The following is a 24610-nucleotide window of genomic DNA, read 5'->3' as shown; positions in this document are numbered from 1 at the left end:
TTTGATTGCATGTTTTTGTAGATGGCTGCCATCAAATTTATTTAGGCGCTTTGCTTTACCGCTCCGACCATGAGCGTCATTCAACCTACCTTGAGGAAAGATTAGGTTAAAGTGGTTTATAAAGGGATAATTTTTGTAGATAATGAGCGCAGTTTTGCTTATATACTGTTTTTTGTAACTTTTGACACCTTTTACGTCTTAATAGTTATTTCTTATTTCTATATTTTTTAATTTGATTACTTTGGAATCGACCATGTTTTTATCACGTTCATCTTCACGTACCTATCTTCGCCTAAGTATTTTAAGCGCGCTTGGTTTGCTTGCCGCCAACACCGCGATGGCAGTGACCCCTGAGACAACCAGCATTGATAACGGTGAGATGCCACAGGTTGAGCTTGATAAAATTGTCGTGACAGCGACGCGTACGCCGACCAAAACCAGTAATGTGATTGCACAAACTCGCGTGATTGATAAGGAAGAGCTACAGCGTTATCAAGGACAAACGGCTTTAGATGTTATTAAAAATCAACCAGGCTTCAATTACAAACAAAATGGTGGACTAGGAACGGTAGGTAGCTTTTATGCCCGTGGCTATGATAGCAAGCAAATATTGGTGCTTATTGATGGTATTCGCTATAGTTCAATATCTACTGGAGAGCCTGCTCTAAGCCTATTACCTGCAGATCAGATCGATCGTATTGAAATCCTCTACGGAGCTTCTGGTTCTAGTATTTATGGTGCTGACGCCATGGGCGGTGTCATTCAAATATTCACTAAAGGTTCTAACATTGAACAAAGTCAACTATCAGTCACAGTGGGTGCAGGATCGCACGATCAGTTTTTATATGGTGCTACTGCTCAATTTATTAATGACCAAGGTACCAGCTTAAGTATCTCTGCCAGTCATAATGAAACGGATGGCATTAACGCTACGTTTCCTACTCACCCTTGGGGCATTCATAATTTAGATGAAGATGGCTTCAAAAGTGATAACTACAGCCTACACCTTAGCCAAAAAATCAATCCAGATTTAAAAGTGGGCGTTAGCGGATTATACAGTGAGTCAACGACTGATTTTGACAGTGGCAAAACTACGGGGAAAGATTTTACCCAGTCAGAGCAAAAAAACGGTGCGGCTCAAGCATTCATCGATTGGAATTACTCGCCTACGTCATCAGTAAAACTATCATATGGTCACTCTATCGATGAATCTCAAACGACAGCTACTACTTATACTAGCTTCTATGATACGACACAAAAACAAGTTAGCTTAGTAGGTAGTCACTCAGTAGCGACTGATAAATTGCTATATGGTATAGAGCATTTAAAACAAGAAATAGATACAAGTGCATACCCCGAAGCTGACAATCGAGAAGTAACCAGTGGCTTTCTAGGCTATATGCTATCTAGAGGTAAGATTGATGCACAAGCTAACGTACGCCATGATGATTACTCTGAGTATGATAGTGAAACTACTTATAACCTAGGTGCTGCTTATCGCTTAACACCAGATCTACGTGTTGGTGTTAACTACGCCAGAGGCTATCGTGTTCCAACTTTTAATGATTTATTTGACTGGGGTGGTGATCCAAATTTAAAACCTGAGACAAGTGATAACTATGAAGCTTTTGTTGAGTATGACACCTTACTCCAATCTACACGCTTAACTGGCTATCGTAATAAAGTAGAAGATATGATCGCAAGTGATGCAAACTATCAACGTAAAAACTATGCTGAGGCCAAAATTGAAGGTATCACCTTAACTAACGACTGGTTTTTCAATAACTATTTGTTTGGTTTAAGCTATGACTATCAAGAAGCTAAAGATGATAGTGGTAAAGATAACGACGGTAATTATTTGCCTACTCGCCCTAAATATAAAGGTATAGTCTATGTTGGCTACCAACTTTCTGACTTAGACATTCGTGCAGAGTACCAATATGTTGACGATTACTATAGTAATATTGAAAATACTTCTAAAATTGACAACTACAATATTGTAAATATCAGCGGCAACTATCAGCTGTCATCGAACTTATCGATGTCGGCTCGCTTAAATAACGTATTTAATGAAAAATACCTCACTGAGCCAGGTTATAACACTGACGGTACTAACTTCCTAACCTCTCTGACTTATACTTGGAAATAAATCTGTCTAGTAGTATAAAAAGCATGTAATTATCAAAACAAATCAAGGTCACCCAGCGGTGGCCTTTTTTATGACGACAACACTTACGATTTTCCGCAGCCAATAGGTGACAATCACAGACTCATCTATTACAATAACCCTCCCGAGAGGTGTTGCGCCATAATCATCGATCACTGCATCTAGGCTTTATCGCTAGGCACATCAAGCATTATGTTAGGCTCGGTTAACTGTTTGCAGCATTTTTTGCTTATTAACAGCGCAAATAACGGCACCTGCGTTTTTATTCTTTTTATCAATCATTGACCACTGATAGGAGCATATTATGGACGCAGTGTCTACCACCCCCTCTGCCCATACCATCGACCCTTCCTTTACTGATTATAAAGTCGCTGATATCAGTCTGGCTGACTATGGCCGCCGCGAAATCACCCTTGCCGAAGCTGAAATGCCTGCATTGATGGGTCTACGTCGTCGCTATCAAGACGAGCAGCCACTCAAAGGCGCCAAAATCGCTGGCTGTATTCATATGACCATTCAGACCGCAGTGCTTATCGAAACACTCGTTGCGCTCGGTGCAGAAGTACGCTGGACCTCATGTAATATCTTCTCAACGCAAGACCACGCAGCGGCAGCAATCGCGGCGGCTGGCATTCCTGTGTTTGCTTGGAAGGGCGAAACTGAAGAAGAGTACGAGTGGTGCCTCCGTCAGCAAGTACATGTCGGCGGCGAAGCATCAGGCGAGCTTTGGGATGCCAACTTGATCTTAGATGATGGCGGCGACCTTACTGCGTTGATTCACAATGAATACCCACAGATGCTCGATAGCATCCATGGTATCTCAGAAGAGACCACCACAGGTGTGCATCGTTTGATCGAAATGCTAGACAAAGGCACGCTAAAAGTACCGGCTATCAACGTCAACGACGCGGTGACCAAATCAAAAAATGACAACAAATACGGCTGCCGTCATAGCTTAAATGACGCCATCAAACGCGCAACCGACATGTTCCTTGCAGGTCGCCGCGCGCTAGTCATTGGTTATGGTGATGTGGGCAAAGGCTCAACCCAAAGCCTACGTCAAGAAGGCATGATCGTACGTGTCTCAGAAGTCGATCCTATCTGTGCGATGCAGGCCTGTATGGACGGCTATGAAGTATTGTCTCCATACATCGATGGCGATAACACCGGCGGCGCAGACAGCATCAACAAGCGGTTGCTAGCAGACACTGATTTGATCGTCACAACGACAGGTAACTATCATGTCTGTGACAGACACATGCTCGCAGCATTAAAGCCTGGTGCGGTCGTCTGTAATATCGGTCACTTCGACACCGAAATCGACACGCAATTTATGCGTGACAACTGGCGCTGGGTTGAGATCAAACCACAAGTACATCAAGTGTTCCGCTCAGATGACGAAAACGACTATCTGATTTTGCTTGCCGAAGGTCGCTTGGTCAACCTAGGTAACGCAACCGGTCACCCGTCACGCGTGATGGACGGCTCGTTTGCCAACCAAGTCTTGGCGCAAATGTACTTGTTTGAAGAAAAATTCGCTGATTTGCCAATGGATGCACGCGCGGACAACTTGTACGTCAAAGTACTACCGAAAAAACTCGACGAAGAAGTCGCAGCAGCGATGGTTGCAGGCTTTAACGGTACCTTGACGAAGCTGACCGAAAAGCAAGCCGAGTATCTAGGCGTTCCTGTCGAAGGCCCGTTTAAGCCTGACGCTTATAAATACTAAGGAGCGCGACTGTGAGCAAGCCTGCTTTTTCTTTTGAGTTTTTCCCTGCCAAAACTGAGCAAGGGTGTCAAAAGCTACTAAACACCTATGACGAGCTAAACAAACTGGCACCAAGCTACTTTTCAGTGACTTACGGTGCGGGTGGCTCGACACGTAGCCGTACGCTAGACATCGTACAGACCTTATGTGCGCGCGGCGATACTGATATTGCGCCGCACATGTCGTGTATCGGTGATGATAAGGTCGAAATCGCAGGCCTGCTCGATCACTATAAAGCATTGGGCATCAAGCGTCTGGTGGCGCTGCGCGGCGATTTGCCCTCAGGTCAGGTCGGTATGGGTGAGCTGCCATTTGCATTAGATTTGGTCAAGTTCATTCGTGAGCATTCAGGCGAGCACTTTCGTATCGAGGTCGCCGCCTACCCTGAGATGCATCCGCAAGCGCGTAGCTTTGAGTTTGATGTCGACAACTTAGTCAACAAGTACCAAGCAGGTGCCAACGCGGCGATTACTCAGTTTTTTTATAATGCTGATAGCTACTTATACTTGCGTGATACGTTAGAAAAACGCGGTATCGACACGGTCGCACAGCCATTAATCGCTGGTATCATGCCGATCACCAACTCTAGTAACCTGATACGCTTTGCTGATAGCTGCGGCGCTGATATTCCGCGTTATGTGCGCAAGCGATTGGCGGATTTTGGCGATGACAGCAAATCTATTCGCGAGTTTGGTTTTGATGTGGTGTATCGCTTATGTGAGCGCTTAATGAGCGAAGGCGTGCCAGCCATGCATTTTTATAGCATGAACAAAGTTGAGCCAAATAAACGCTTGGTTGAAGCATTAAGACTTACTGTTTAATACTTGATAATCTTGATAATTAAGCAAGTATATAATGAATTTATAACTAACTGGCGCTCTTCGGAGTGCCAGTTTTTTTATCGGAAAATTTCATCTACTGGACATTCATGTATCAAAAAACACATTTCATCTTAATGTATTTTTTAAATTTTTCTTCCTATGTGATAATGTCGTTTATCCGTTGAGCGCTGTTATCTAGCAGTAATTATCATAAAAGGAATGCCTTTCGTGGCATCAAGTGATATTCTATTGGGTCAATAATAACTGCTCACAATCAAATAATAGGAATAAGACCAAGTGCGACGTTTTTTTTATGCCAGCAGTAATACTAAGGACACACCCTACCCGCCATTGAGCAAGGTTGCGATTGGTGCCAGCATCGAATTGACCGACAGTATCGTTCATCACTGGTGCCGTGTACTACGTGCAAATGTCGGCGATGAAGGGGTGTTGTTTGATGGTTTTGGCGGTGAGTATCACGTACAGCTCCAAAGCATCAGTAAAAAACACGCCACGGTGGCGGTGTTGGCTCACAGCATAGATGAGCGTACGGCGCCTATTCTCAGCCAGATTGGTCTGGTGATGAGCCGCGGCGATCGTATGGATTATGCCATTCAAAAGTCCACCGAGCTTGGGGTGACGGCGATTCAATTGCTCACCAGCCACCATGGCGAGGTCAATCTAAAACCTGCGCAAGTAGAGAAAAAGCTGGCGCACTGGCAGCAAGTGGCAATAGCGGCCTGTGAGCAGTGTGGCCTCAACCGTCCGCCGCTCATCCTTACACCGATGTCTATCACTGATTGGCTGACACAGCCGTCGCGTAGCGCGCCACACCTCGCCGTCAGTCCTTTGGTCGCTGAGCTAAGCCAAGACCATTACTACCAAGCACTGCAGCAGCCAGCCGATTTACGCTTGCAGCTTAGCGTGCCAGCAGTAGGACAACCTGCGATGCCAGAGGCGTTATTGCCAGTACTAAAACAAGCGGCGCCTTATATTGAGTTGCTCATTGGCCCTGAAGGCGGTCTGAGCGATGAGGAGTGCAAGTGGGCGGCGGATGCAGGCTTTGCACCTTGGCAAATTGGCGCAAGGGTACTGCGCACCGAAACAGCGCCTGTGGTTGCTTTGGCGACTTTGCACGCGTTGGCTTTATAACACAAGCACTCGGCTCGCTCATTGTTATGATGACAAACCGACTAATTATTCACCTTTGCCATGATGATTTCGATGATGACTACTTTTGCTCCCATCCCCATTGCCGACAAGCAGCTACTGCTGACCAAACTGTGTGAGCAATGCGATGATGCTATTTTCATTTTAGATGAAAACCTACGCTATTTGTCGGTCAATGCCAGTTATGAGCTTATCATCGGCTATAGCGAGTCTTTTTTGCTGGGTCGGCCGCTTGGAATCTATGCCGCTGATTTTTTGTCAGAGGAAGAAAGAGGCGTTTTGGCGCAAATCACCAACCAACTTGATAGTAGCGGCTTTTACGAAAGTGATTTTTCGATGGCCAACCGTTATGGTGAGATACTACAGTGCCATATCACGTATCGCAAGGTGGCCATAGAGGCCAAGACTTATTATATCGGTCTGATTCGCGATATGTCTTCTGCGGCCAAAGACCGAAAGCAGCTGACCCATCTGCTCAATTACGATCAGCTGACCGGCCTGCCCAACCGTAAGGTTTTTTTGAGCCAGACCAGTGATTTGCTGCTCGACAGCTATCAAGAGGTGATCATCGTCCGTCTCAATATCGATCGGTATCGTAGTCTTGCAAGCCTATTGGGTCCTGATGGTATCAATCATTTAATCAAAAGCTTTGTGGCTCGTCTCAAGGCGCTAGAGTTGGGCTGTTTGCGCTGCTTTTCGCACTTTGGCGGCGATGATTTTGCGTTGTTATTTGAATGCCATGATGCCAATATGGTGCGCCATCAGTTAGATAAACTCATGCAGATGTGTGAGCGGCCTTTTTCGATCGATAAGGACACCAAAACCGACGCCAACATCTATTGTCATATCTCCGTCGGTGTCAGCTATTTCCCGCAAAACGACACCGAGCTGACAGGGCTTTTGACCAAAGCTGAAAAAGCCTTGCATTATGTCAAGCAGCAAGGCGGCGACGATATCTGCTGGTACAATGCGGCGATCGAAGAAGCCACCGCTGGCAGTTTACAGTTAGAGGCTGAGTTAAGAGAGGCCACCACCGTAGGCCAGTTTATTCCCTATTATCAGCCAAAATTCGACTTGGCGACGGGTCATATTACCGGCTTTGAAGCGTTGGTACGCTGGCAACACCCCACCCGCGGCCTTCTCAAACCTGCACATTTTATCAACGCCATCCTCACTCATAAGCTCTCGTTTGAGCTGTTTTCTCAAATGGCGATAAAAATCGCGGCGCAATTGGCCAATTGGCAGCAGCAAGGGTTTCATCAACATATTTGTATCAACGCGGATGCTGCCGAATTTAGCCACCCTGATTTTTTTGAGATGGTCAGTAGCCTGCTGGTAGAGTACGGTATCTCGGCCCATCAGCTACATATCGAAGTCACCGAGTCGTCTTTGATACAGCGCCATGACAATGTCAAAAAACAACTAGCTCTGCTAAAAAATCTGGGTATTTGTATTGCCTTAGACGACTTTGGCACCGGCTATGCATCCTTGAGTTATTTACAAGAATACCCGTTTGATTTTATCAAAGTCGATAAAAGCTTTATCTCAAACATTGAGTCGGATCGCACCCAGTATGCCATTGTCAAAGCCATCTTAGACTTGGCTGCGGCGTTAGATATGCAAGTGGTCGCCGAAGGAATCGAGACTGAGGCGCAGCGCGATCGGTTGCTGGCGATGGGCTGCCAGTATGGTCAAGGCTATTGGTTTGGAAAACCCGTGCCCGCCGAGGTCGCCACCGACATGCTCATCAAACAGTCAACCACCAAATAATACAAGCCAATACCGGCGGCTATGATTGATTTTATCGTATCGGTAACATCAGTATTTTCATACGGTTATTACTCCGTGTCTTTTGCGTCTACCGCTGATTGCATAACCGATGCAAGGCAGGTTCATGACTTATCAGTCCTGTCACCAAACTTGTATAATCACCGATGAACGCCTATCTTTTATAGCGAATTTGTTGGAATATATTAAGTCTCAAACCGACTCTGACAATCACCATTTTTTTCAATACCATTTTATGTCATCGCGCACGTAGTCTATCTGTATGGCAGCCTATTATTTATTTGTGCTTGTCAACTTACTGTAGTGAGCCTACCGACTATCGTAATCTATAGACTGTGTCTGCTGACATGTTAAAAAGGACAGGAAGTTATGCAATACAAAGCGCCCTTACGTGACATTCAATTCGTGATGCATGAGCTACTCGATAGCGAAAACCACTACAAAACGTTGCCTGCATTTCAAGAGGCTGATCGTGAGTTGATGGACAGCCTATTTGAAATGGCGGCAAGCTTTGCCGAAAACGAGCTATCACCTTTGAATCAAAGCGGCGATGCAGAAGGCTGCCAGTTTGACAACGGTACTGTGACCACACCCACAGGCTTTAAAGAAGCTTATAAGCAGTACTGTGAGCTTGGCTTCCCAGCGCTATCAGCTGAAGAAGAATTTGGTGGTCAAAACATGCCGTTCTCACTATCAACGGTCATCAATGAGATGGTCGGTACGGCTAACTGGTCATTTTCTATGTATCCTGGCCTATCTCATGGCGCAATTCAAACCATCGAGCACCATGGCACTGATGAGCAAAAACAAACTTACCTAGAAAAAATGGTCACCGGCGAATGGTCAGGCACCATGTGCTTGACAGAAGCCCACGCGGGCTCTGACTTGGGTATTATCCGTACCAAAGCTGAGCCAAATGATGACGGTACTTATAGCATCACCGGTCAAAAAATCTTCATCTCAGCAGGCGAGCACGACCTCACCGACAACATCATTCATATCGTTCTAGCCCGTCTACCAGGCGCGCCTGCTGGCACCAAAGGCATCTCACTGTTTATCGTACCTAAAGTGTTGGTCAATGAAGACAACAGCCTTGGCGAAAACAACAACGTCGTCTGTGGCTCTATTGAGCACAAAATGGGTATCAAAGCCTCAGCGACTTGCGTGATGAACTTTGATGGTGCAAAAGGCTACTTGATTGGTCCAGAAAACCGCGGTCTACAGTGTATGTTTACCTTTATGAACGTCGCTCGTATCGGTACAGCAGTTCAAGGCTTGACCGCAGCAGAATATGCGTTCCAAGGCTCATTGACCTATGCCAAAGACCGCCTAGCGATGCGCTCACTATCAGGTGCCAAAGCGCCAGAAAAAGTCGCTGACCCAATCATCGTTCATCCAGCGGTTCGCAACATGCTGTTGACCGAAAAAGCCTTTGCTGAAGGCGGTCGTGCGCTGGTTTATTACCTCTCACACTTTGCGGATACTGTGGCAAAAGGCGAAGGCGATGACCTGAAGTTTGCTGACCAAATGCTGTCACTATTGACACCGATTGCTAAAGCATTCTTGACCGAAACTGGTCTAGAAGCGGCTAACCATGGCGTACAGGTCTATGGCGGTCACGGCTTTATCAGTGAGTGGGGTATGGAGCAAAACGTCCGTGACACGCGTATCGCTTGCCTCTACGAAGGCACCACAGAAATCCAAGCGCTCGACCTACTCGGCCGTAAAGTCTTGGGCTCACAAGGTAAAATGCTGGCCAACTTTGTCAACATCATCCAGACGTTCTGCCAAGAGCACAAAGACAATGACGAGATGGGTCAGTTCATCCGCCCACTTGCCAAGCACGTCAAAGAATGGGGCGACTTGACTGCACGCATCGGTATGCAAGCAACTGAAAACCCAGATGCAGTTGGCGGTGCGGCTGTTGACTACTTATACTTTAGCGGTTATGTGACCCTAGCTTACTTATGGGCGCGTATGGCCTTGGTCGCGCAGACGGCATTGGCAGACGGTACTGGCGAAAAAGCCTTCTATGATGCCAAAGTCAAAACCGCGCAATTCTACTTTGCAAAATTATTGCCGCGTACCACCACGCATGTACAGCGTATCAGCACAGGTGTTGAGCCGTATATGACCATGGATGTGGATCAATTTGCGTTTTAATCGTGTTTTTGCACTAGTATTTTGACGACAGCACACTATACCTATATCGGCAACATACCAAGGTGTGTTGCCGATTTTGTTGGTCAATTATATTTTGGTGTACGCATAATTCACGAAGAAACACACCCGCTCATAGGCTTATTTGTTAAACTTTGCTTAGCCGTTGCTTTGATTATGAGTCGCGCAGATGACCTCAAAAAGCAATCCATACGTTTGGCACTTCTTATTTTCATCGCTCCAACTTTTATTTATTTGAACCAAAGGAATGTTTATGGCTGTTTATAATGCCCCTCTTAATGACATGCGCTTTATCTTAAACGATGTATTTAACGCGCCTGAGTTTTGGCAAAATAACGAAAACCTAGCTCATGTCGATACAGAAACCGTCGATATGATTTTAGAAGAAATGGCAAAACTGTCAAAAAACGTTTTGTTGCCTATCAACCGTAGCGGTGATGAAGAAGGCGCAACCTTTGAGGGTGATGGCGTTGTCACCACGCCTACTGGTTTTAAAGAAGCTTATAAGCAGTATGCCGAGTCAGGCTGGGTGGGCTTGAGTGGTAATGCTGAGTACGGCGGTCAAGGTTTTCCAAAGATGGTCACCATGCTGACCGAAGAGATGGTATTTACCGCCAACCAATCCTTTGCCCTCTACCCTAACCTAACGGTTGGCGCGACGCTTTGCCTCAACGCGGCGGCGTCTGAAGAGCAAAAACAGACCTATCTAGAAAAGATGTATAACGGCGAATGGTCGGGCACCATGTGCTTGACTGAGCCACATGCAGGTACTGACCTCGGTATCATCAAAACCAAAGCCGTGCCAAACGATGATGGTAGCTACAATATCTCTGGTACCAAAATCTTTATCACTGGTGGTGAGCATGACCTCACTGACAATATCATTCATTTGGTGTTGGCAAAAACCCCTAATGCGCCAGAAGGCTCAAAAGGCATTTCATTGTTTGTCGTGCCAAAATTCTTGGTCAATGAAGATGGTAGCTTGGGCGAGCGCAACACCTTGGCGGTTGGCTCTATCGAGCACAAGATGGGTATCAAAGCTTCAGCGACTTGCGTGATGAACTTTGATAACGCCAAAGGCTGGATGGTGGGCGCAGAAAACACCGGCTTATCTTCTATGTTTATCATGATGAACTATGAGCGTGTGACCATGGGTCTACAAGGCCTTGGTGGCTCTGAGCTGGCTTATCAAAACGCAGCATTATACGCCAATGACCGTGGTCAGGGTCGCAGTGACACCCAAATCCAAAGCCCAGAAAAACCTGCCGATGCCATCATCCATCATGCTGATGTGCGCCGCATGCTGCTAAATGCCAAAGCCAACACCGAAGCGTCACGCTGCTTTGCCATGTATGTCGCCAAAAACCTTGACGAAGAAAAGTTTAGTACTGACCCAGAGGCCGCTCAAGCCGCGGCGGCGCGCGTTGCCCTACTGACGCCAGTTGCCAAAGCCTTCTTAACCGACAAAGCACTAGAAGCCACGGTTGATTGCCAGCAAGTATTTGGCGGTCATGGCTATATCCGCGAATGGGGCATGGAGCAAATCGTCCGTGATACTCGTATCGCGCAGATCTATGAAGGCACCAACGGTATTCAAGCGCTTGACCTACTCGGTCGTAAAGTGGCAAAAAACAACGGCAAATATGTCACCCATTTCTTAGGTGAAATTCGTGATTTTGTCAACAACATGCAGGCCGACCATGGCATCAAGCAGGCCACCCTAGATGCAGCTGACACCATCGAAGAGCTGACCACCACAGTGCTGAGCAATATCGGCGAGCGTAAGAGCGAAATCAATGGCTGCGCGGTTGACTATATGCATGCCTTTGGTTACCTTGCCTACTCGTATATGTTTGCCTTGATGGTCGAGGCCGCCAATGGCAAAGAGGGTGAGTTCTACACCAACAAAGCCAAGCTTGCTGATTATTTCGTTGGCCGTATCTTGCCACGTATCAATGCGCATGCACAGATGGTCAAAGCTGGTAGTGACCCAATGATGAACTTTGATCTTGATTATTTTGATGTGCCTGCCAACTAATCGGTCGCGATTGGCACATTAAAATATATAAAAAAGGGACAGTTAGGTGACTGTCCCTTTTTTTGCCCAAACCATTTGGTCTGTGTTATAGGTCTATGCTATGGAAATCTATGGATATCAAGATATTCGTGAGTGATTTGACGCCGTTTGATAATATTTAGCCATCTTAGTCCATTTAGGTGACTGTCGATTGTATTAAGGACACGCCCTAGTGAGACCCGATTGCGCAAAGGCGCAAATCTCTATATCAATGGCAAAAGCATAGGTATCACGCGCGCGTTTTATCGCCTCAAAGCTACGTAGTTCTGTTTTTTGATCGGTCTCAACGAAAGTACGCAGCCCGACGATACTTTTTTTATAGCCATCTCAATCACTCTTGAGGCACGCGCGTACACATCTGCTTCCGTGAACGCCTCTTTCGCTTTTCCCGTCTCCTCTACCGCTTCTTCTAAGTTTCCTTGTTCTATAGTACAGCGATCTAAAATACAGGCTTTATCCAGATGAATATGACTGTCATAAAAGCCGCCACACACAAAGTTACCTTGAGCATCGTAACTCGCGGCTGCTGGATTTGACTGACTGTCTTGACTGTTAGCTTTATCGTCAGCTATCTCCTCAATACGAGCAATATGCTGGTCTGTTATTAAGATATTGACAAGGATTTTATGAGTCGCTAAACGAGCGTTTTTTATGATTAAGTTAGTCACTATGAGCTATTCCATTAGGTGATATTGGATTAAAAATAGTGCAAGTTAAACAGCTTTTCTCGAATATTACGACCAGCCTGCCGCGCCAAAGGAGAACAAAAAAATCAATAATTATTGATTGTTTCTTTAAGCGGTAGCTATATAGCGATGACTGGTTGGTTATAGTGATGCTAAGAGTCGAATTGTTTACTATAATAGCCGCCACTGAAGTTATCATGTAAATTATCTAATTAGTTAAATATAATAATTTAGATTCACTAATCATAGTGTGGTTTTATTATTAATATACAGTGATAGCTTTAGATAAAATACGGCACAAACAATCACTTTATTTTTAAAATAAAGTATAAGTGCTTCACCATTTAAAATAATTGAGGAAAGAAAATGTCAAATATCGATCAGTCTTTACAAGAGTTAATGCAAGTTGATGGTGCTATGGGAACCTGTATTGTCGACTATATGTCCGGCATGGTGCTAGGTATGGCTGGTGGCGGCGTGGATTTAGAGCTTGCTGGTGCTGGTAACTCGCAAGTGGTCAAAGCCAAAATGGCGACGATGGAATCATTAGGTATCAAAGGTGATATCGATGATATGTTGATTACTCTAGACTCGCAGATTCATATCATTCGCCCATCAGCGCATAACGAAGGTTTGTTTTTGTACTTGGTACTCGATAAAGCCAAATCAAACCTAGCTTTGGCGCGCCGTAAAGTACAAGGCATCGAAGCTAAGCTTGAAGTATAAATAAGCTAGAATCACGCTTCTTATTATTGAGTCATTGCTATTGCTGCCACTTTAAAGAGCGATGACTCGATACTCACCCCTTAATTATCAGTAGCTATCGTCATCATTGAACAAGCTACTTTATATGCCTTATTTAAGTGAGGGCAACATGAAATGTATTGCGTATGTCAGTAGAACCACTGCCAATGAGCGCGGTATCAATCTGCCTGCCGGTTTGTCAAACATCGTACAGATATCTCGCAAACGCAATCCAGCCGCGCAAATCACAGGTGTTCTATCCTATCGCCGAGGCCAGTACGTGCAAGTGCTAGAAGGGCCGGCTATCGAGATCGATGACTTGATGAATAAGATATTGGCTGATCCTAGGCATAACGATATATGGGTGTTTGTCGACGAAAAAGTGACGAAGCGTAGCTTCGATAAGTGGAGGGTCAGTATCTTTGATTTTATCGATCAAGGCCCTATTTTTAAGACATTTATTGAAGACCATCAACAGACATTAGATGCTTTTACGTTTGAGCAAAAAGCACGTCTGCAAGATTTTATCAATTTAGGCAATAACAATGCCATAGCGACTCATTCTTACGATGGCAAATATCTAAAACTGCTGGCATGGCCTGACCTTAATCGGACCAGTCAACCGCAGCTGATCATGAATCTTTGCGTCAAATTGACCAAAAACCCTTATCCTTTTGACAGTTTAGTCGCGAGTGATGAATTTGGGACTTATGATCAGGTCACTGATATTATCAAAGATTTTGAGTCATTAGGGATACTGACGGTGACCGAGCCTGCGCCCAGTGCTGTGTCAGATGTGTCAGAGCCGGCCAAACCACAAGATATACCAGCAAAAAAACCGAGCAGGTTTTATGGTGCGATTAAAAGATTTTTAGGAATGGGGTAAGCAGTGGACTATCAGAAGCTAGCGATAATCGGAGAAGTAGGTGCCGGAAAAACTCGGCTGGTCAAGACTTTAAGCGAGATAAGTCCTCTTGAAACTGAAGCCAAGTCTAGTATCGATATAGGCAAAGAATATACGACTGTCGGTATCGATTATGGGCGTATTACTTTAGCCGATGATATGGCATTAGGTATTTATGGGGTGCCAGGTCAAGAGCGTTATTCTTTTTTATGGGAGTTTGTCAATCGCTCTTTGTGGGGTCTGCTTATTTTGATTAGGTATGGCGACATCCCTGACTATAATAACTTGGACAAACTGCTGACTTTTTTTGCACCAGAAAAAAACCAGACCACTTGTATCGTGGGGGTCACCCACTGTGAGGACGCCGACCCTGCAAGCCTAGCGGCGCTAGGACAAGAGGTTAGAGCGGTGCTCATGCATCATAATGTAGTCGCGCCCATCATTAATGCCGACCCTAGAAGCCGAGAGTCCGCTATTGGTCTATTGCAGCTATTTAATACTCTTAATAATGAACAGTAATGTTAGATACGATTATGGTAAATGAAAATTCCCAAGCAAAAGCGGTGCTCTCAAGCTGTATCAAAGAGCTTTGTGAAGCCAATAGAGAAATTGCGCTCGTGACTTTGTGTACCACTGATGGCTTTCCCATTAGTTGTTTTTCGATAAATGAGCTGAGCAATCAAGCAGATAAGTTTGCGGCGATGAGTAGCACGCTTTCAGCACTCAGTGATTCGTCTGCTAATCAAATGCAGCAAGGAGAGTGTGAGATCACTATCGTGGAGGCGACGTCGGGTAATATGCTGTTTGTAAAAACAGACTATTTGAGTAAGCCTTGCGTGCTGACTGTGGTTGCCAAAAACAAGATGACGTTAGCTGAAGCCAGATATAAGACGAAAAGACTCGCTAGTGAGATAACGGCTATCAGTGCATAAAGCGACTCAAGATAGCCTCTAAGCTTATAAAAAGCGCTGACTGAATATGATATTTAGTCAGCGCTTTTTTATTAGCTGGTATAAGCGAGCTACCATAAGTTAGGTGCTATACTCGATAAACAAATATTATCAGCATGGCTATAATCAATACGTATAGGCGGCTTATATAAGGTGTATTACCAATCACGATATAAAATCAATACCGAAAGAAGGATGCGCCATCATGGAAAGATTTCAAGAAAATTGCCATGCGTGCTGAAAAAACGGATGAGTCGTGTGCTGCTCATATCTATTTAGCAGCGACGATTATCCATTTACGGTATTTGTCAACACACCCTAGTAAAAATAACTGCTAACAAAATAATTCACCACCGAACTATCGTTATGATTAAAATAACGCAGGATACTTGTCTGATGGTGTGCAGCTCGGTGGTCGCCCAGCAACTTTGATGACTCTTAAATAATCAAAACCGCTTATAATAAATCCTCTCATAATAAAGGACGCAACGTGTCAGAACTAAAACGCATTTTGCAACAGATTACTGCGCTCAGTGATGTGCCCGATCCGGTGGTGCTCAAGCGCTTGATAAATGAGCTGCGCGTCAGTGATAGAGAGCCTGCCCTAGCCAATCAAAACATTCAATCACTAATCGACATCCTACGTCAGCATCCAGAGTATGCAGATGGGCTGGCCAGCTTTGTGTTAAAGCTCATTATCGAGTATCGACAAATTGCGCTATACACCGACACAGGCATCATGTCGGATCAAGGGTTTTTTAACAGTCTGCGCCGGCTGATTGGGCATCGGTTTTTGCCTTTATTGCCGCAAGAAGACTCCGTCGTTGAACTGGTGGGCTATTTATTTAATAAGCGCTCTGATGAACGCTGGCTGGCCAACATCGAGCGCGACAAGTGGGATGCGCTGGTCAAGCTCTTAAAAGTCAATGAGCAGCATCTGGACCTAGTCGCTACCGCCAAAAACAATATATTAAACGCCATTATTATCTTATCGTACCGCATTAGCGGCATTGGCTTGCACCCCGATCTGATGGAGTCGTATCCTCAGATACTCAACTACTCTGCGTCTTTTGTTGCCCAAAACCAAGAAGCCGTGCTGTTTGTCAATCAGTATCGCCAAGCCCACGAGCTAGATACGCTGACAGACATCACACCCGAAAAAGCCGTAGACCCAGCGCCCTTGCTGGTCATGCTTGAGCAGTGCGAAGGCATCGTCGCCACCGTACGTAAGCGCATTTATAAAACAGGTATCTCTATTCGTCTGACCAACATGATGCTGCGCCTTGATCAAAGCCTGCAGCGCATGCGCATCTTGACCGAGCTTTTGACCGATGATCATCAAAAGCGAGATAATGCGGTGATTGAGCTGGTGCAGACGCTGATTACCACGGCCAATCGCCGCTATAGTATTGGCTATTTGATTGACAATAATACCAAACTGCTATCGCGCAAAGTCACAGAAAACGCCAGCCGCGTCGGTGAGCACTATATCAGTACCGACAAAGCTGGCTATCAAAAAATGTTTAAAAAGGCCTCTATCGGCGGTTTTGTCATTGCCTTTATGGCTACCATCAAGATACTGGCCTATCAATTGGCCTTAGCGCCGATGGGACGCGCGTTTGTTAATAGTATGATTTATGGCTTGGGTTTTGTATTCATTCATGTCATTCGCGGTACAGTCGCCACCAAGCAGCCGGCCATGACTGCTGCGGCCATCGCCTCAACGATATCGGACAGCTCGGGCAAAAAATCACGGCAATTGACCAAGCTCTCAGAGCTGGTGGTCGACATTTTGCGCACGCAGTTTATCGCTATCATGGGTAACGTCATGCTGGCTATCCCAGTTGCTTTGATTATCTCGTTTGCATGGCTACAGTACACAGGCGCACCGATGATCGACACCACCAAGGCTGAGCACCTCCTGCACGACCTTGATCCTTTTCGCTCATTGGCTCTGCCTCATGCTGCCATCGCTGGGGTTTATTTATTCTTATCAGGTCTGATTGCAGGCTATTATGATAATTTGGCAGTTTATAACCATGTCGGGGCACGTATCCAGCGTCATCGACTCTTGCAATACGTACTGCCCAAATCTTGGCTCCAGCGGCTGGGCGGCTTTGTCGAGGCCAATCTCGGCGCTATCATGGGCAATTTTTTGTTCGGTGTGTTTTTGGGCAGTACCGCGACGATAGGCTATATCTTTGGGCTACCGATTGATATCCGCCATATCGCCTTTGCCTCAGCCAACCTAGCGCATGGATTGTTTAATATCTCCGCCGACCAAATCAGCTGGAGCGTGATTTTATTGTCGATCCTAGGAGTGGCGCTAATTGGCATCGTCAACCTGATGGTCAGTTTTTCTCTGGCGCTGTTTGTCGCGCTACGCTCCAAAGAAGTACGTTTCTTTGAATGGGGTCGTTTGACCAAATTGGTGTTTGGTCACATTATCAGTCATCCTTCTGACTTTTTTTGGCCGCGTGACAAGCCCATGAAATATGCGCGTATCGATAGCCAAGGACACATGATATTTGATGACACCTCGGCACAAAAAAGCGGTAAACCCCTTCCAAGTAACTATGTGGTACGCCGCCTATCCGATGTCAGAATACTGCCTGAGTCCAAACAGGCAGGGGCACAAAACGCGCAGACCAGCACCGACATATACTACGCCAATCAACCAAAAGGCGATCATATACAGCCGCATGCACCGCCAAAAAAAGTCATCGACTTAGATGACGGCCTCGTCGATGAAGAGCTAAACAGTGTACCGTACGCCAATGATATTCAATACGGCAAAACCAACAATCTGTCAGCTGATAGTAGCACGCAAAACCAGCGCCATCGTACTAACCAAAATAGTGCTGACCAAGGCATGAGCGCCCCTGATAGCAAGCCTGCAGGCGATGCCAAAACGCCACTGCCAAAACCCAAAAAACCACCAAAACTGCCCAGTTAATACAGGCACTTTGCTTATTCCGAACTGGGTTTATATAGAGCGTGTCTTTATTTTAAAAAAGGTGATAAAAATGAGATGAATGGCAGCCAAACATTATGATTAGACATTTTTATCAAACATTGTGATCAAATATTGCCATCAAACAACGAACACAGCGCAGAGAATATCGAGCTATTAGTCAGCTAATTGACAGCATTTGGCCAGAGTTAGCCATCTTTAACCCATTTAGATGATTATCTATTGAAGTAAGCACACGCTCTAAGTATTACAGGTATTCAATATCTCGTTGTGTTAAGGGCGTTTGCTAATGGACGTTTTTAAAACGCATTAAACGCAAAGCATTAAGTGTAACCAGCACGGTTGCGCCAGTATCAGCCAATACCGCGATCCATAAACCAGTGATACCGAGTACCGTGGTGATTAAAAACACTGCTTTGAGGCCCAGCGCAAAAATCACGTTTTGATGAATATTGGATAAGGTTGCACGCGACAATGCAATCAGATGAGCGACGTCGGTCACGCGACTTTTTAATAAAGCGACGTCAGCCGTTTCAATGGCGACATCAGTACCACCGCCCATCGCGATACCGACATCGGCAGTCGCTAACGCTGGCGCATCATTGATACCATCACCAATCATCGCTATTTGGGCTTTAGGCTTCATCTCGTCTATCAAACGCAGCTTATCTTCGGGCAACAGCTCAGCTTGCCACTCTATATCTAGATGACTAGCAAGCGCTTGAGCAGTAAGGCGGTTGTCGCCCGTCAGCATAATAGAGCGAACCCCCATTGCATGAAGCTGTGCTACGCCTTCTTTGGCATCGTCCCGCAACTCATCTCGTAGCGCAATGAGCCCGAGCACCTCACGGCTTTGCTCATCGAACAGTACCGACACCGTTTTTCCTTCATTTTGTAATGCTTCGATTTGGGCGTTTTGTTTGGCGGTTATTGAGGTTTGGTCGGCGGCATATACAGGAGAGCCGATGGTTAAAGAGCGTCCATCTACTGTTGCATGCACAGCTTTACCTGCAGTCGCATGAGCCTTAGACGCTACTGGTATGGCAATATTGGCCGTTTTGGCGTGATCGATGATGGCTTTTGCAAGCGGATGGTTAGAGGCGGACTCAACACTGGCAAACAGCGCTAATATCGCATTTTCATCTTGAGCATCCATATACTGCTGGGCAAAGGTGATAACGTCGGTCACGCGGGGCTTGCCTTCCGTTAACGTACCTGTCTTGTCAAAAGCAACCGTATTGACGCGACCAATGGTTTCTAACGCGCTCCCACCTTTGATCAGCAGGCCGCGGCGCGTACCAACAGCCAGACCCGAGGCGATAGCGGCCGGTGTGGATAGGACGAGGGCGCAAGGACAGGCGATGAGCAATAATGCCAAACCGCGATATAGCCAAGTTGCCCACTCCCCGCCCATCACTAACGGCGGAATAATAATAACTAAAGCGGCAATCGCCATCACTGCTGGCGTGTAGTAGCGGCTAAACTTTTCGATAAAACGTGCAGTGGGCGCTTTGGAGGCTTGCGCCTGCTCCACTAGCTCAATGATTCGTGCAATGGTATTGTCAGCGGCTGTTTTTTCTACGCGTATGTGCAGCGCGCCCTCCGTATTGATGGCGCCTGCAAACACCTTGTCGCCTATTGTTTTGGCAACGGGGATAGACTCGCCGGTGATGGGCGATTCATCAAGGCTAGATGCGCCCTGAGTAATAATGCCGTCAGCAGATACCTTATCGCCTGGGCGTACCAGCACCAAATCCTCGATTTGTAATGAAGATGTCGGTACATCGCGCTGCCCGCCTTGTGCGTCAAGTAAAATCGCAGTCTTTGGCACCAGTGCTGCCAAAGCCCTAATGCCAGCACGCGCGCGATCAGCAGCCACGCTCTCTAGTAGCTCGCCGACTGAGAATAAGAATACCACTGCTGCTGCCTCTGCAGGCTCACCAATAATAAGCGCACCAATTGCCGCAATCGACATCAGCATCTCAATCGAAAAAGGCGTGCCGGTCGACGCTAAGGCAAAGGCTTTACGAGCAAAAGGAGACACACCCACAATGACGGCAACAGCAAATGCCCACATGCCATAATCAGAAAAAACCACTGATAGCGCGTAAGCGGCGCTCATCAACACACCAAGACCAATGACTCGCCTACCTTTGCCGCTTTGCCACCAACGTGGCTGCTCTGTAGCGGACTGACGGCTACTATTTGCTGCGGTTGATTGATCCGTTATGGCAGATATACCAAACCCGAGGCGCTTAATGGTTTTTTCGATGTCACTAAATTGCGTCTCTCCATCAGGAGCCAGTGTTAGCGTTAACTTTTCGGTGGCAAAGTTAAGCTGCACATCAGAGATGTCAGGCATACGAGCGAGCGCCGTTTCGATTTTACCGACGCAGCTGGCACAGTCCATACCTTCGATATGATATTGCATAATTATTTTTCCTAATGCCTTGTCCTGATAACTTGTGCTGCTATAAGCATTTTTTATAAATCTATTATGAACCCTATAGTGGCTTTAGAGTCAAGGCGCTTTGCCTTTAACGTCATAACATTGATTTATTAGCCATTAAACTTTATGGTTACTTTAATGTTTAATGCTCAAGAGGCAGTTATGCTGATTAAAATCGGAGAACTCGCTAAACGCACAGGCGCGACAGTAGAAACCATTCGTTACTATGAAAAGGAAGGATTGTTGCCTGAGCCTTCACGCAGTGCAGGCAATTATCGTTTATATAATGACACGCACATCGAGCGTCTACAGTTTATCCTGCACTGTCGTACGCTTGATATGACGTTGGATGAAGTACGGGTGTTGTTGCAGTACTGGGATGAGCCTGACAGAGACTGCGGCAATGTAAATGCCTTGTTGGATGAGCATATTGAGGCGGTAGAAGTTCGTATTGAAGAGTTGATGCAGTTAAAGCAGCATCTAATGGATTTGCGAAAAAAATGCCTATCTAGCGCACCCGCGGTATCCTGTGGAATATTAAATGCTCTTGCTGATAATTCTTGTCATCAGTAGAGACATCAGCCGTATTGTTTAGACGCTGGATGATAAATAATCAAAGGAATAACTTTGTCTGAATTAAAAACTGTCGGGCTTTTTGCCATTACCGCACTAGCAGAGATTGTAGGTTGCTACTTGCCATATTTATGGCTAAGAGAAGGTAAGTCAATATGGCTGCTTGTTCCCAGCGCCCTTAGTTTGACCGCCTTTGTTTGGCTGCTGACTTTACATCCAACCGCCGTTGGTAGGGTTTATGCGGCTTACGGTGGTGTGTATGTAACGATTGCAATTCTATGGTTATGGGCTGTCGATGGTATTCAACCAACGGCGTGGGACATCTTAGGCACATCAGTGGCACTGCTAGGCATGGCTATTATCATGTTTGCACCGCGCACTACATAGTGCAATACCCCATTGGCGACAGCCATTGCTCTCTTCAAGCCTATTAACAGACACCCAAAACGAAATTAACTATCGTCTCGTCACAAGCTCGGACAGTGGGCGCTTGAGGTAACAACCTTACCATCGCTCAAACGATAAGCCAGTAGATGATTGCCCCATACGCAGCCACCGTCTAGCGCACGTGCATGTGGCAGATCGACCTCGGCTTTGAGCGCAGCCCAATGACCAAAGAGTATCTTACGCGTACGCGGTACTTGCCATTCAAACCACGGCGCGAAGTCATCAGGCATCGGCTCTTGCAGCCCTGCACTAAAGTCAAACTCTAAGGTGCCATCTTGTTTGCATAGGCGCATACGTGTGAAGTAATTAGCAATCGCACGCAGCTTAGTATAGCCGCTTATCTGTGCATGCCACTTATCAGCTGTCTTGCTATATAGGTTGGGCAATAGCGCATCCAGCTGCGGCAAACTGCTTTGCAGCGCGGCTTCTAACTGCCGCGCGTAATCAGACGCAGCCTCGATGCTCCAATGCGGCGGCACACCCGCATGCACCAATACCGTATACTCATCAGGATAAGCCAATACTGGCTGATGACGCAGCCATTCTAGCAGCTCATCACAATCTTCAGCAGCAAAAATCGGCGCGGTCTTGTCTTTATTTTTGAGCTTTGCCGCGCCGCGCCAGACCGCAATCAAGTTGATATCATGATTGCCTAGCACGGTCGCCGCTGCGCCCTGCTCACATAGCGACTTGACATGGCGCAGCGTGCTTAACGAATCCTCACCGCGCGCGACCAAGTCACCTGCAAACCACAGTTTGTCTTGGGTCGGGTCAAATGCTAACGTGTTTAGTAATTGACGATAAGCGGCATAACAACCTTGCAAATCGCCGATGACATACTGATGACGAAACCCCATAAACCCTCAATAAATCAATCTATAAAATCATAACCAACAAACAGTAGTCTTGCTATACAAGCAAATGCCGCGAGTGATTGCTTAGCGCGACAAAGTCTTGAACACTCAGCTTCTCAGGTCTGGCCTGCGGATCGATGGCACAGGCAGCAAAGTCCGCTTCGCTTAGCGTCGGCAACAAAGTCGAATTTTTAAAGATAGCGCGCAATGTCTTCCGGCGATGATTGAAAGTCTCACGAACGACGATAGCAAAATACTCTTCATCTTCTGCCACCACTGGCTTGTCGATATGCGGGGTCAAGCGAAACACGGCGCTGGTGACTTTAGGTGGTGGATTAAACGCACCGCGTGGCACTGTCAGTAGATAATCGGTATCACAGTGATACTGCATGATGACCGATAGACGGCCATAGGTCTTGCTACCAACATCCGCGGTGATACGCTCAACCACTTCTTTTTGTAGCATAAAATGCATGTCTTGAATGACATCTGCAAAGCTAAGCAGATGAAAAAGTATCGGTGTGGAGATGTTATAAGGAAGGTTGCCCACCACCCGCAGCTTGCCTTTCTCTTCGCTATACAACTCGCGATAGTCAACATCCATGGCATTGGCTTTAATAATCGTAAAGTTAGGATGGCTATTGGCACCGATGCGAATGCGTAAGCTATCTGCTAAGTCGCGATCAAGCTCCACCACCGTCATCGCATCGACTTCTGCCAATAGCGGCTCAGTCAGCGCGCCCATTCCCGGCCCAATCTCAATCAAATTATCGTCGCGCTCTAAACGAATGCTATCGACGATTTGGCGAATAACGCTGGTATCATGCAAGAAGTTTTGACCGAAACGTTTGCGCGGCTGGTGTTTGGCAGTGCGTAGACTGGAAGCAAGGCTTTGAGCATCAAAAGTAGTTTTGGACATAAAAAGGTCTTAATGGATAAAAGATAAAGGGGTTATAGCGCTATGGCAACAATGAGCTGACTATATATCAATGAATTATAACACAGCTCATACTGGCACTGTCTTTTTGCGATGTTTTATTAGCAAACCACCCCTACCTTAGCACAACCGACACATTGCTTTTTTTGTTCTTAAACTATTTGGTATATTCTTGGTTATATATATTGCTTGGTGAGGATTTGAACTTTTGGCTTTGGGCTAATGGTATCAACGTTTTGACACGCTGAAATAGCCGCAGTGTACTTTATAATGTACATGCAATGGGTTTTTGGACCAATATTTTTATTCATTGTAAACGCTTATCTCCAAGACGAGATTTAATTTACTTAAACATAGGTTAGTCATGCTATCGAAAACATTAGAAACGGATCGCCTTTATTTAAGACACTGGCGAAAAAAAGACTTAAAACCCTTTGCTAAAATAAACTCTAGTAAAGACGTAATGGAGTATTTCCCTAAGCTACTGACAGAAGAAGAAAGTAATGCTATGGCTTCAAAGTGCCAACTGCTTATAGATGAAAAAGGCTGGGGTTTTTGGGCGGTAAGTCTCAAAGGTAGTGATACTTTTATCGGCTTCGTTGGTCTACATCAACCACAACAAGACCTTCCGTTCAATCCTTGTGTTGAAATAGGCTGGAGATTGGGCAAAGATTTTTGGGGCTATGGTTATGCTACAGAAGCAGCCAATGCTTGTTTAAAATTTGCTTTTGAAGAACTAAAACTCGATGAAATCGTATCGTTTACTGCAAAGATAAATAAGCGTTCACAGCGCGTCATGGAACGTCTTGATATGAAGGATACAAGAAAAAACTTTCTTCATCCTGCTATAGAAGCTACAGACCCACTTGCCGAACACGTACTATACAAAGTGTCGCGAGAAGAATGGATGAAAATAAAAAAGCACTAATTAAGGATACTCTTAGCTCTATTGATGAATGTATACCCCAAGGGAACCAGCTATTTATCCCTGTCACCCCATTTATAGGCCACTTAAAACAGACCGGTATACCGGTATAATGGAACCAATTATATCAGGTCATGCTTGATAATTTATAAATAGACATAGCTGACATTAGGGCGTGTTGAACATTCGACCATG

General features: G+C 45.9%; 19 protein-coding genes. 15 read left to right on the top strand and 4 right to left on the bottom strand.

Features of this window, described 5'->3' with window-relative positions; translation table 11 throughout:
- Positions 1 to 253: 253 nt before the first annotated feature.
- From NK638_RS04705 to NK638_RS04675, 7 genes are all read left to right on the top strand, one after another.
- Positions 254 to 2149 (top strand): TonB-dependent receptor plug domain-containing protein, encoded by a 1896-nt coding sequence (locus tag NK638_RS04705; protein ID WP_274632136.1) that lies wholly within the window; start codon positions 254 to 256, stop codon positions 2147 to 2149.
- Positions 2150 to 2471: 322 nt separating this feature from the next.
- Entirely contained in the window at positions 2472 to 3896 is a 1425-nt protein-coding gene (gene ahcY / locus NK638_RS04700) for an adenosylhomocysteinase (RefSeq protein WP_274632135.1), read from the top strand.
- Positions 3897 to 3907: 11 nt separating this feature from the next.
- Positions 3908 to 4756 (top strand): methylenetetrahydrofolate reductase, encoded by an 849-nt coding sequence (locus tag NK638_RS04695; RefSeq protein WP_274632134.1) that lies wholly within the window; start codon positions 3908 to 3910, stop codon positions 4754 to 4756.
- Positions 4757 to 5053: 297 nt separating this feature from the next.
- Positions 5054 to 5908: a 16S rRNA (uracil(1498)-N(3))-methyltransferase gene (locus tag NK638_RS04690; RefSeq protein WP_274632133.1), complete on the top strand. Its 855-nt coding sequence runs from the start codon at positions 5054 to 5056 to the stop codon at positions 5906 to 5908.
- Between the two features lie 72 nt (positions 5909 to 5980).
- Positions 5981 to 7696, top strand: coding sequence for a putative bifunctional diguanylate cyclase/phosphodiesterase (locus NK638_RS04685; RefSeq protein WP_274632132.1), 1716 nt, complete (start codon positions 5981 to 5983; stop codon positions 7694 to 7696).
- A 387-nt stretch (positions 7697 to 8083) separates the two neighbouring features.
- On the top strand, positions 8084 to 9877 hold the full coding sequence (locus tag NK638_RS04680; protein ID WP_274632131.1) for an acyl-CoA dehydrogenase C-terminal domain-containing protein: 1794 nt from the start codon (positions 8084 to 8086) through the stop codon (positions 9875 to 9877).
- 271 nt (positions 9878 to 10148) lie between these two features.
- Positions 10149 to 11933, top strand: a complete 1785-nt coding sequence (locus NK638_RS04675) for an acyl-CoA dehydrogenase C-terminal domain-containing protein (protein ID WP_274632130.1) — start codon at positions 10149 to 10151, stop codon at positions 11931 to 11933.
- Positions 11934 to 12214: 281 nt separating this feature from the next.
- Here NK638_RS04675 and NK638_RS04670 read toward each other — a convergent pair whose 3' ends face one another.
- The gene (locus NK638_RS04670) at positions 12215 to 12640 is read right to left on the bottom strand and encodes a hypothetical protein (protein ID WP_274632129.1); all 426 of its coding nucleotides are present in this window, start codon (positions 12638 to 12640) and stop codon (positions 12215 to 12217) included.
- A gap of 384 nt (positions 12641 to 13024) precedes the next feature.
- Between NK638_RS04670 and NK638_RS04665 the strand changes: the two genes are divergently transcribed.
- The 5 genes from NK638_RS04665 to NK638_RS04645 all read left to right on the top strand — a co-directional run bounded on the left by NK638_RS04665 (position 13025) and on the right by NK638_RS04645 (position 18212).
- A complete protein-coding gene (locus NK638_RS04665) occupies positions 13025 to 13384 on the top strand; it encodes a hypothetical protein (protein ID WP_274632128.1) in 360 nt (119 codons plus the stop codon).
- A 148-nt stretch (positions 13385 to 13532) separates the two neighbouring features.
- A complete protein-coding gene (locus tag NK638_RS04660) occupies positions 13533 to 14288 on the top strand; it encodes a BLUF domain-containing protein (RefSeq protein WP_274632127.1) in 756 nt (251 codons plus the stop codon).
- A 3-nt stretch (positions 14289 to 14291) separates the two neighbouring features.
- On the top strand, positions 14292 to 14825 hold the full coding sequence (locus NK638_RS04655) for a GTP-binding protein (protein ID WP_274632126.1): 534 nt from the start codon (positions 14292 to 14294) through the stop codon (positions 14823 to 14825).
- 14 nt (positions 14826 to 14839) lie between these two features.
- On the top strand, positions 14840 to 15238 hold the full coding sequence (locus NK638_RS04650; protein ID WP_274632125.1) for a roadblock/LC7 domain-containing protein: 399 nt from the start codon (positions 14840 to 14842) through the stop codon (positions 15236 to 15238).
- A 508-nt stretch (positions 15239 to 15746) separates the two neighbouring features.
- On the top strand, positions 15747 to 18212 hold the full coding sequence (locus NK638_RS04645; RefSeq protein WP_274632124.1) for a site-specific recombinase: 2466 nt from the start codon (positions 15747 to 15749) through the stop codon (positions 18210 to 18212).
- 304 nt (positions 18213 to 18516) lie between these two features.
- Here NK638_RS04645 and NK638_RS04640 read toward each other — a convergent pair whose 3' ends face one another.
- Positions 18517 to 20661, bottom strand: a complete 2145-nt coding sequence (locus tag NK638_RS04640; RefSeq protein ID WP_274632123.1) for a heavy metal translocating P-type ATPase — start codon at positions 20659 to 20661, stop codon at positions 18517 to 18519.
- A gap of 180 nt (positions 20662 to 20841) precedes the next feature.
- On the opposite strand from NK638_RS04640, the gene cadR reads away from it, so the two are divergent.
- Positions 20842 to 21252: a Cd(II)/Pb(II)-responsive transcriptional regulator gene (cadR, locus tag NK638_RS04635; protein WP_274632122.1), complete on the top strand. Its 411-nt coding sequence runs from the start codon at positions 20842 to 20844 to the stop codon at positions 21250 to 21252.
- 54 nt (positions 21253 to 21306) lie between these two features.
- On the top strand, positions 21307 to 21639 hold the full coding sequence (locus NK638_RS04630; RefSeq protein ID WP_198336831.1) for a YnfA family protein: 333 nt from the start codon (positions 21307 to 21309) through the stop codon (positions 21637 to 21639).
- Positions 21640 to 21719: 80 nt separating this feature from the next.
- On the opposite strand, the gene NK638_RS04625 is transcribed toward NK638_RS04630, so the two are convergent.
- Both NK638_RS04625 and rsmA read right to left on the bottom strand, forming a co-directional pair.
- A complete protein-coding gene (locus NK638_RS04625) occupies positions 21720 to 22556 on the bottom strand; it encodes a symmetrical bis(5'-nucleosyl)-tetraphosphatase (protein ID WP_105245641.1) in 837 nt (278 codons plus the stop codon).
- A gap of 52 nt (positions 22557 to 22608) precedes the next feature.
- Positions 22609 to 23472: a 16S rRNA (adenine(1518)-N(6)/adenine(1519)-N(6))-dimethyltransferase RsmA gene (gene rsmA / locus NK638_RS04620; protein ID WP_274632121.1), complete on the bottom strand. Its 864-nt coding sequence runs from the start codon at positions 23470 to 23472 to the stop codon at positions 22609 to 22611.
- A gap of 382 nt (positions 23473 to 23854) precedes the next feature.
- Here rsmA and NK638_RS04615 point away from each other — a divergent pair, with 382 nt between their 5' ends.
- Positions 23855 to 24418 (top strand): GNAT family N-acetyltransferase, encoded by a 564-nt coding sequence (locus tag NK638_RS04615; RefSeq protein WP_201587116.1) that lies wholly within the window; start codon positions 23855 to 23857, stop codon positions 24416 to 24418.
- Positions 24419 to 24610 lie beyond the last annotated feature (192 nt).

Origin of the sequence: Psychrobacter sp. A3 (assembly GCF_028823565.1) — a bacterium.
GTDB classification, from domain to species: Bacteria; Pseudomonadota; Gammaproteobacteria; order Pseudomonadales; family Moraxellaceae; genus Psychrobacter; species Psychrobacter celer.
The sequence above is the reverse complement of the archived record's forward strand: the minus strand, read 5'-3'. Positions and strand labels throughout refer to the sequence as shown.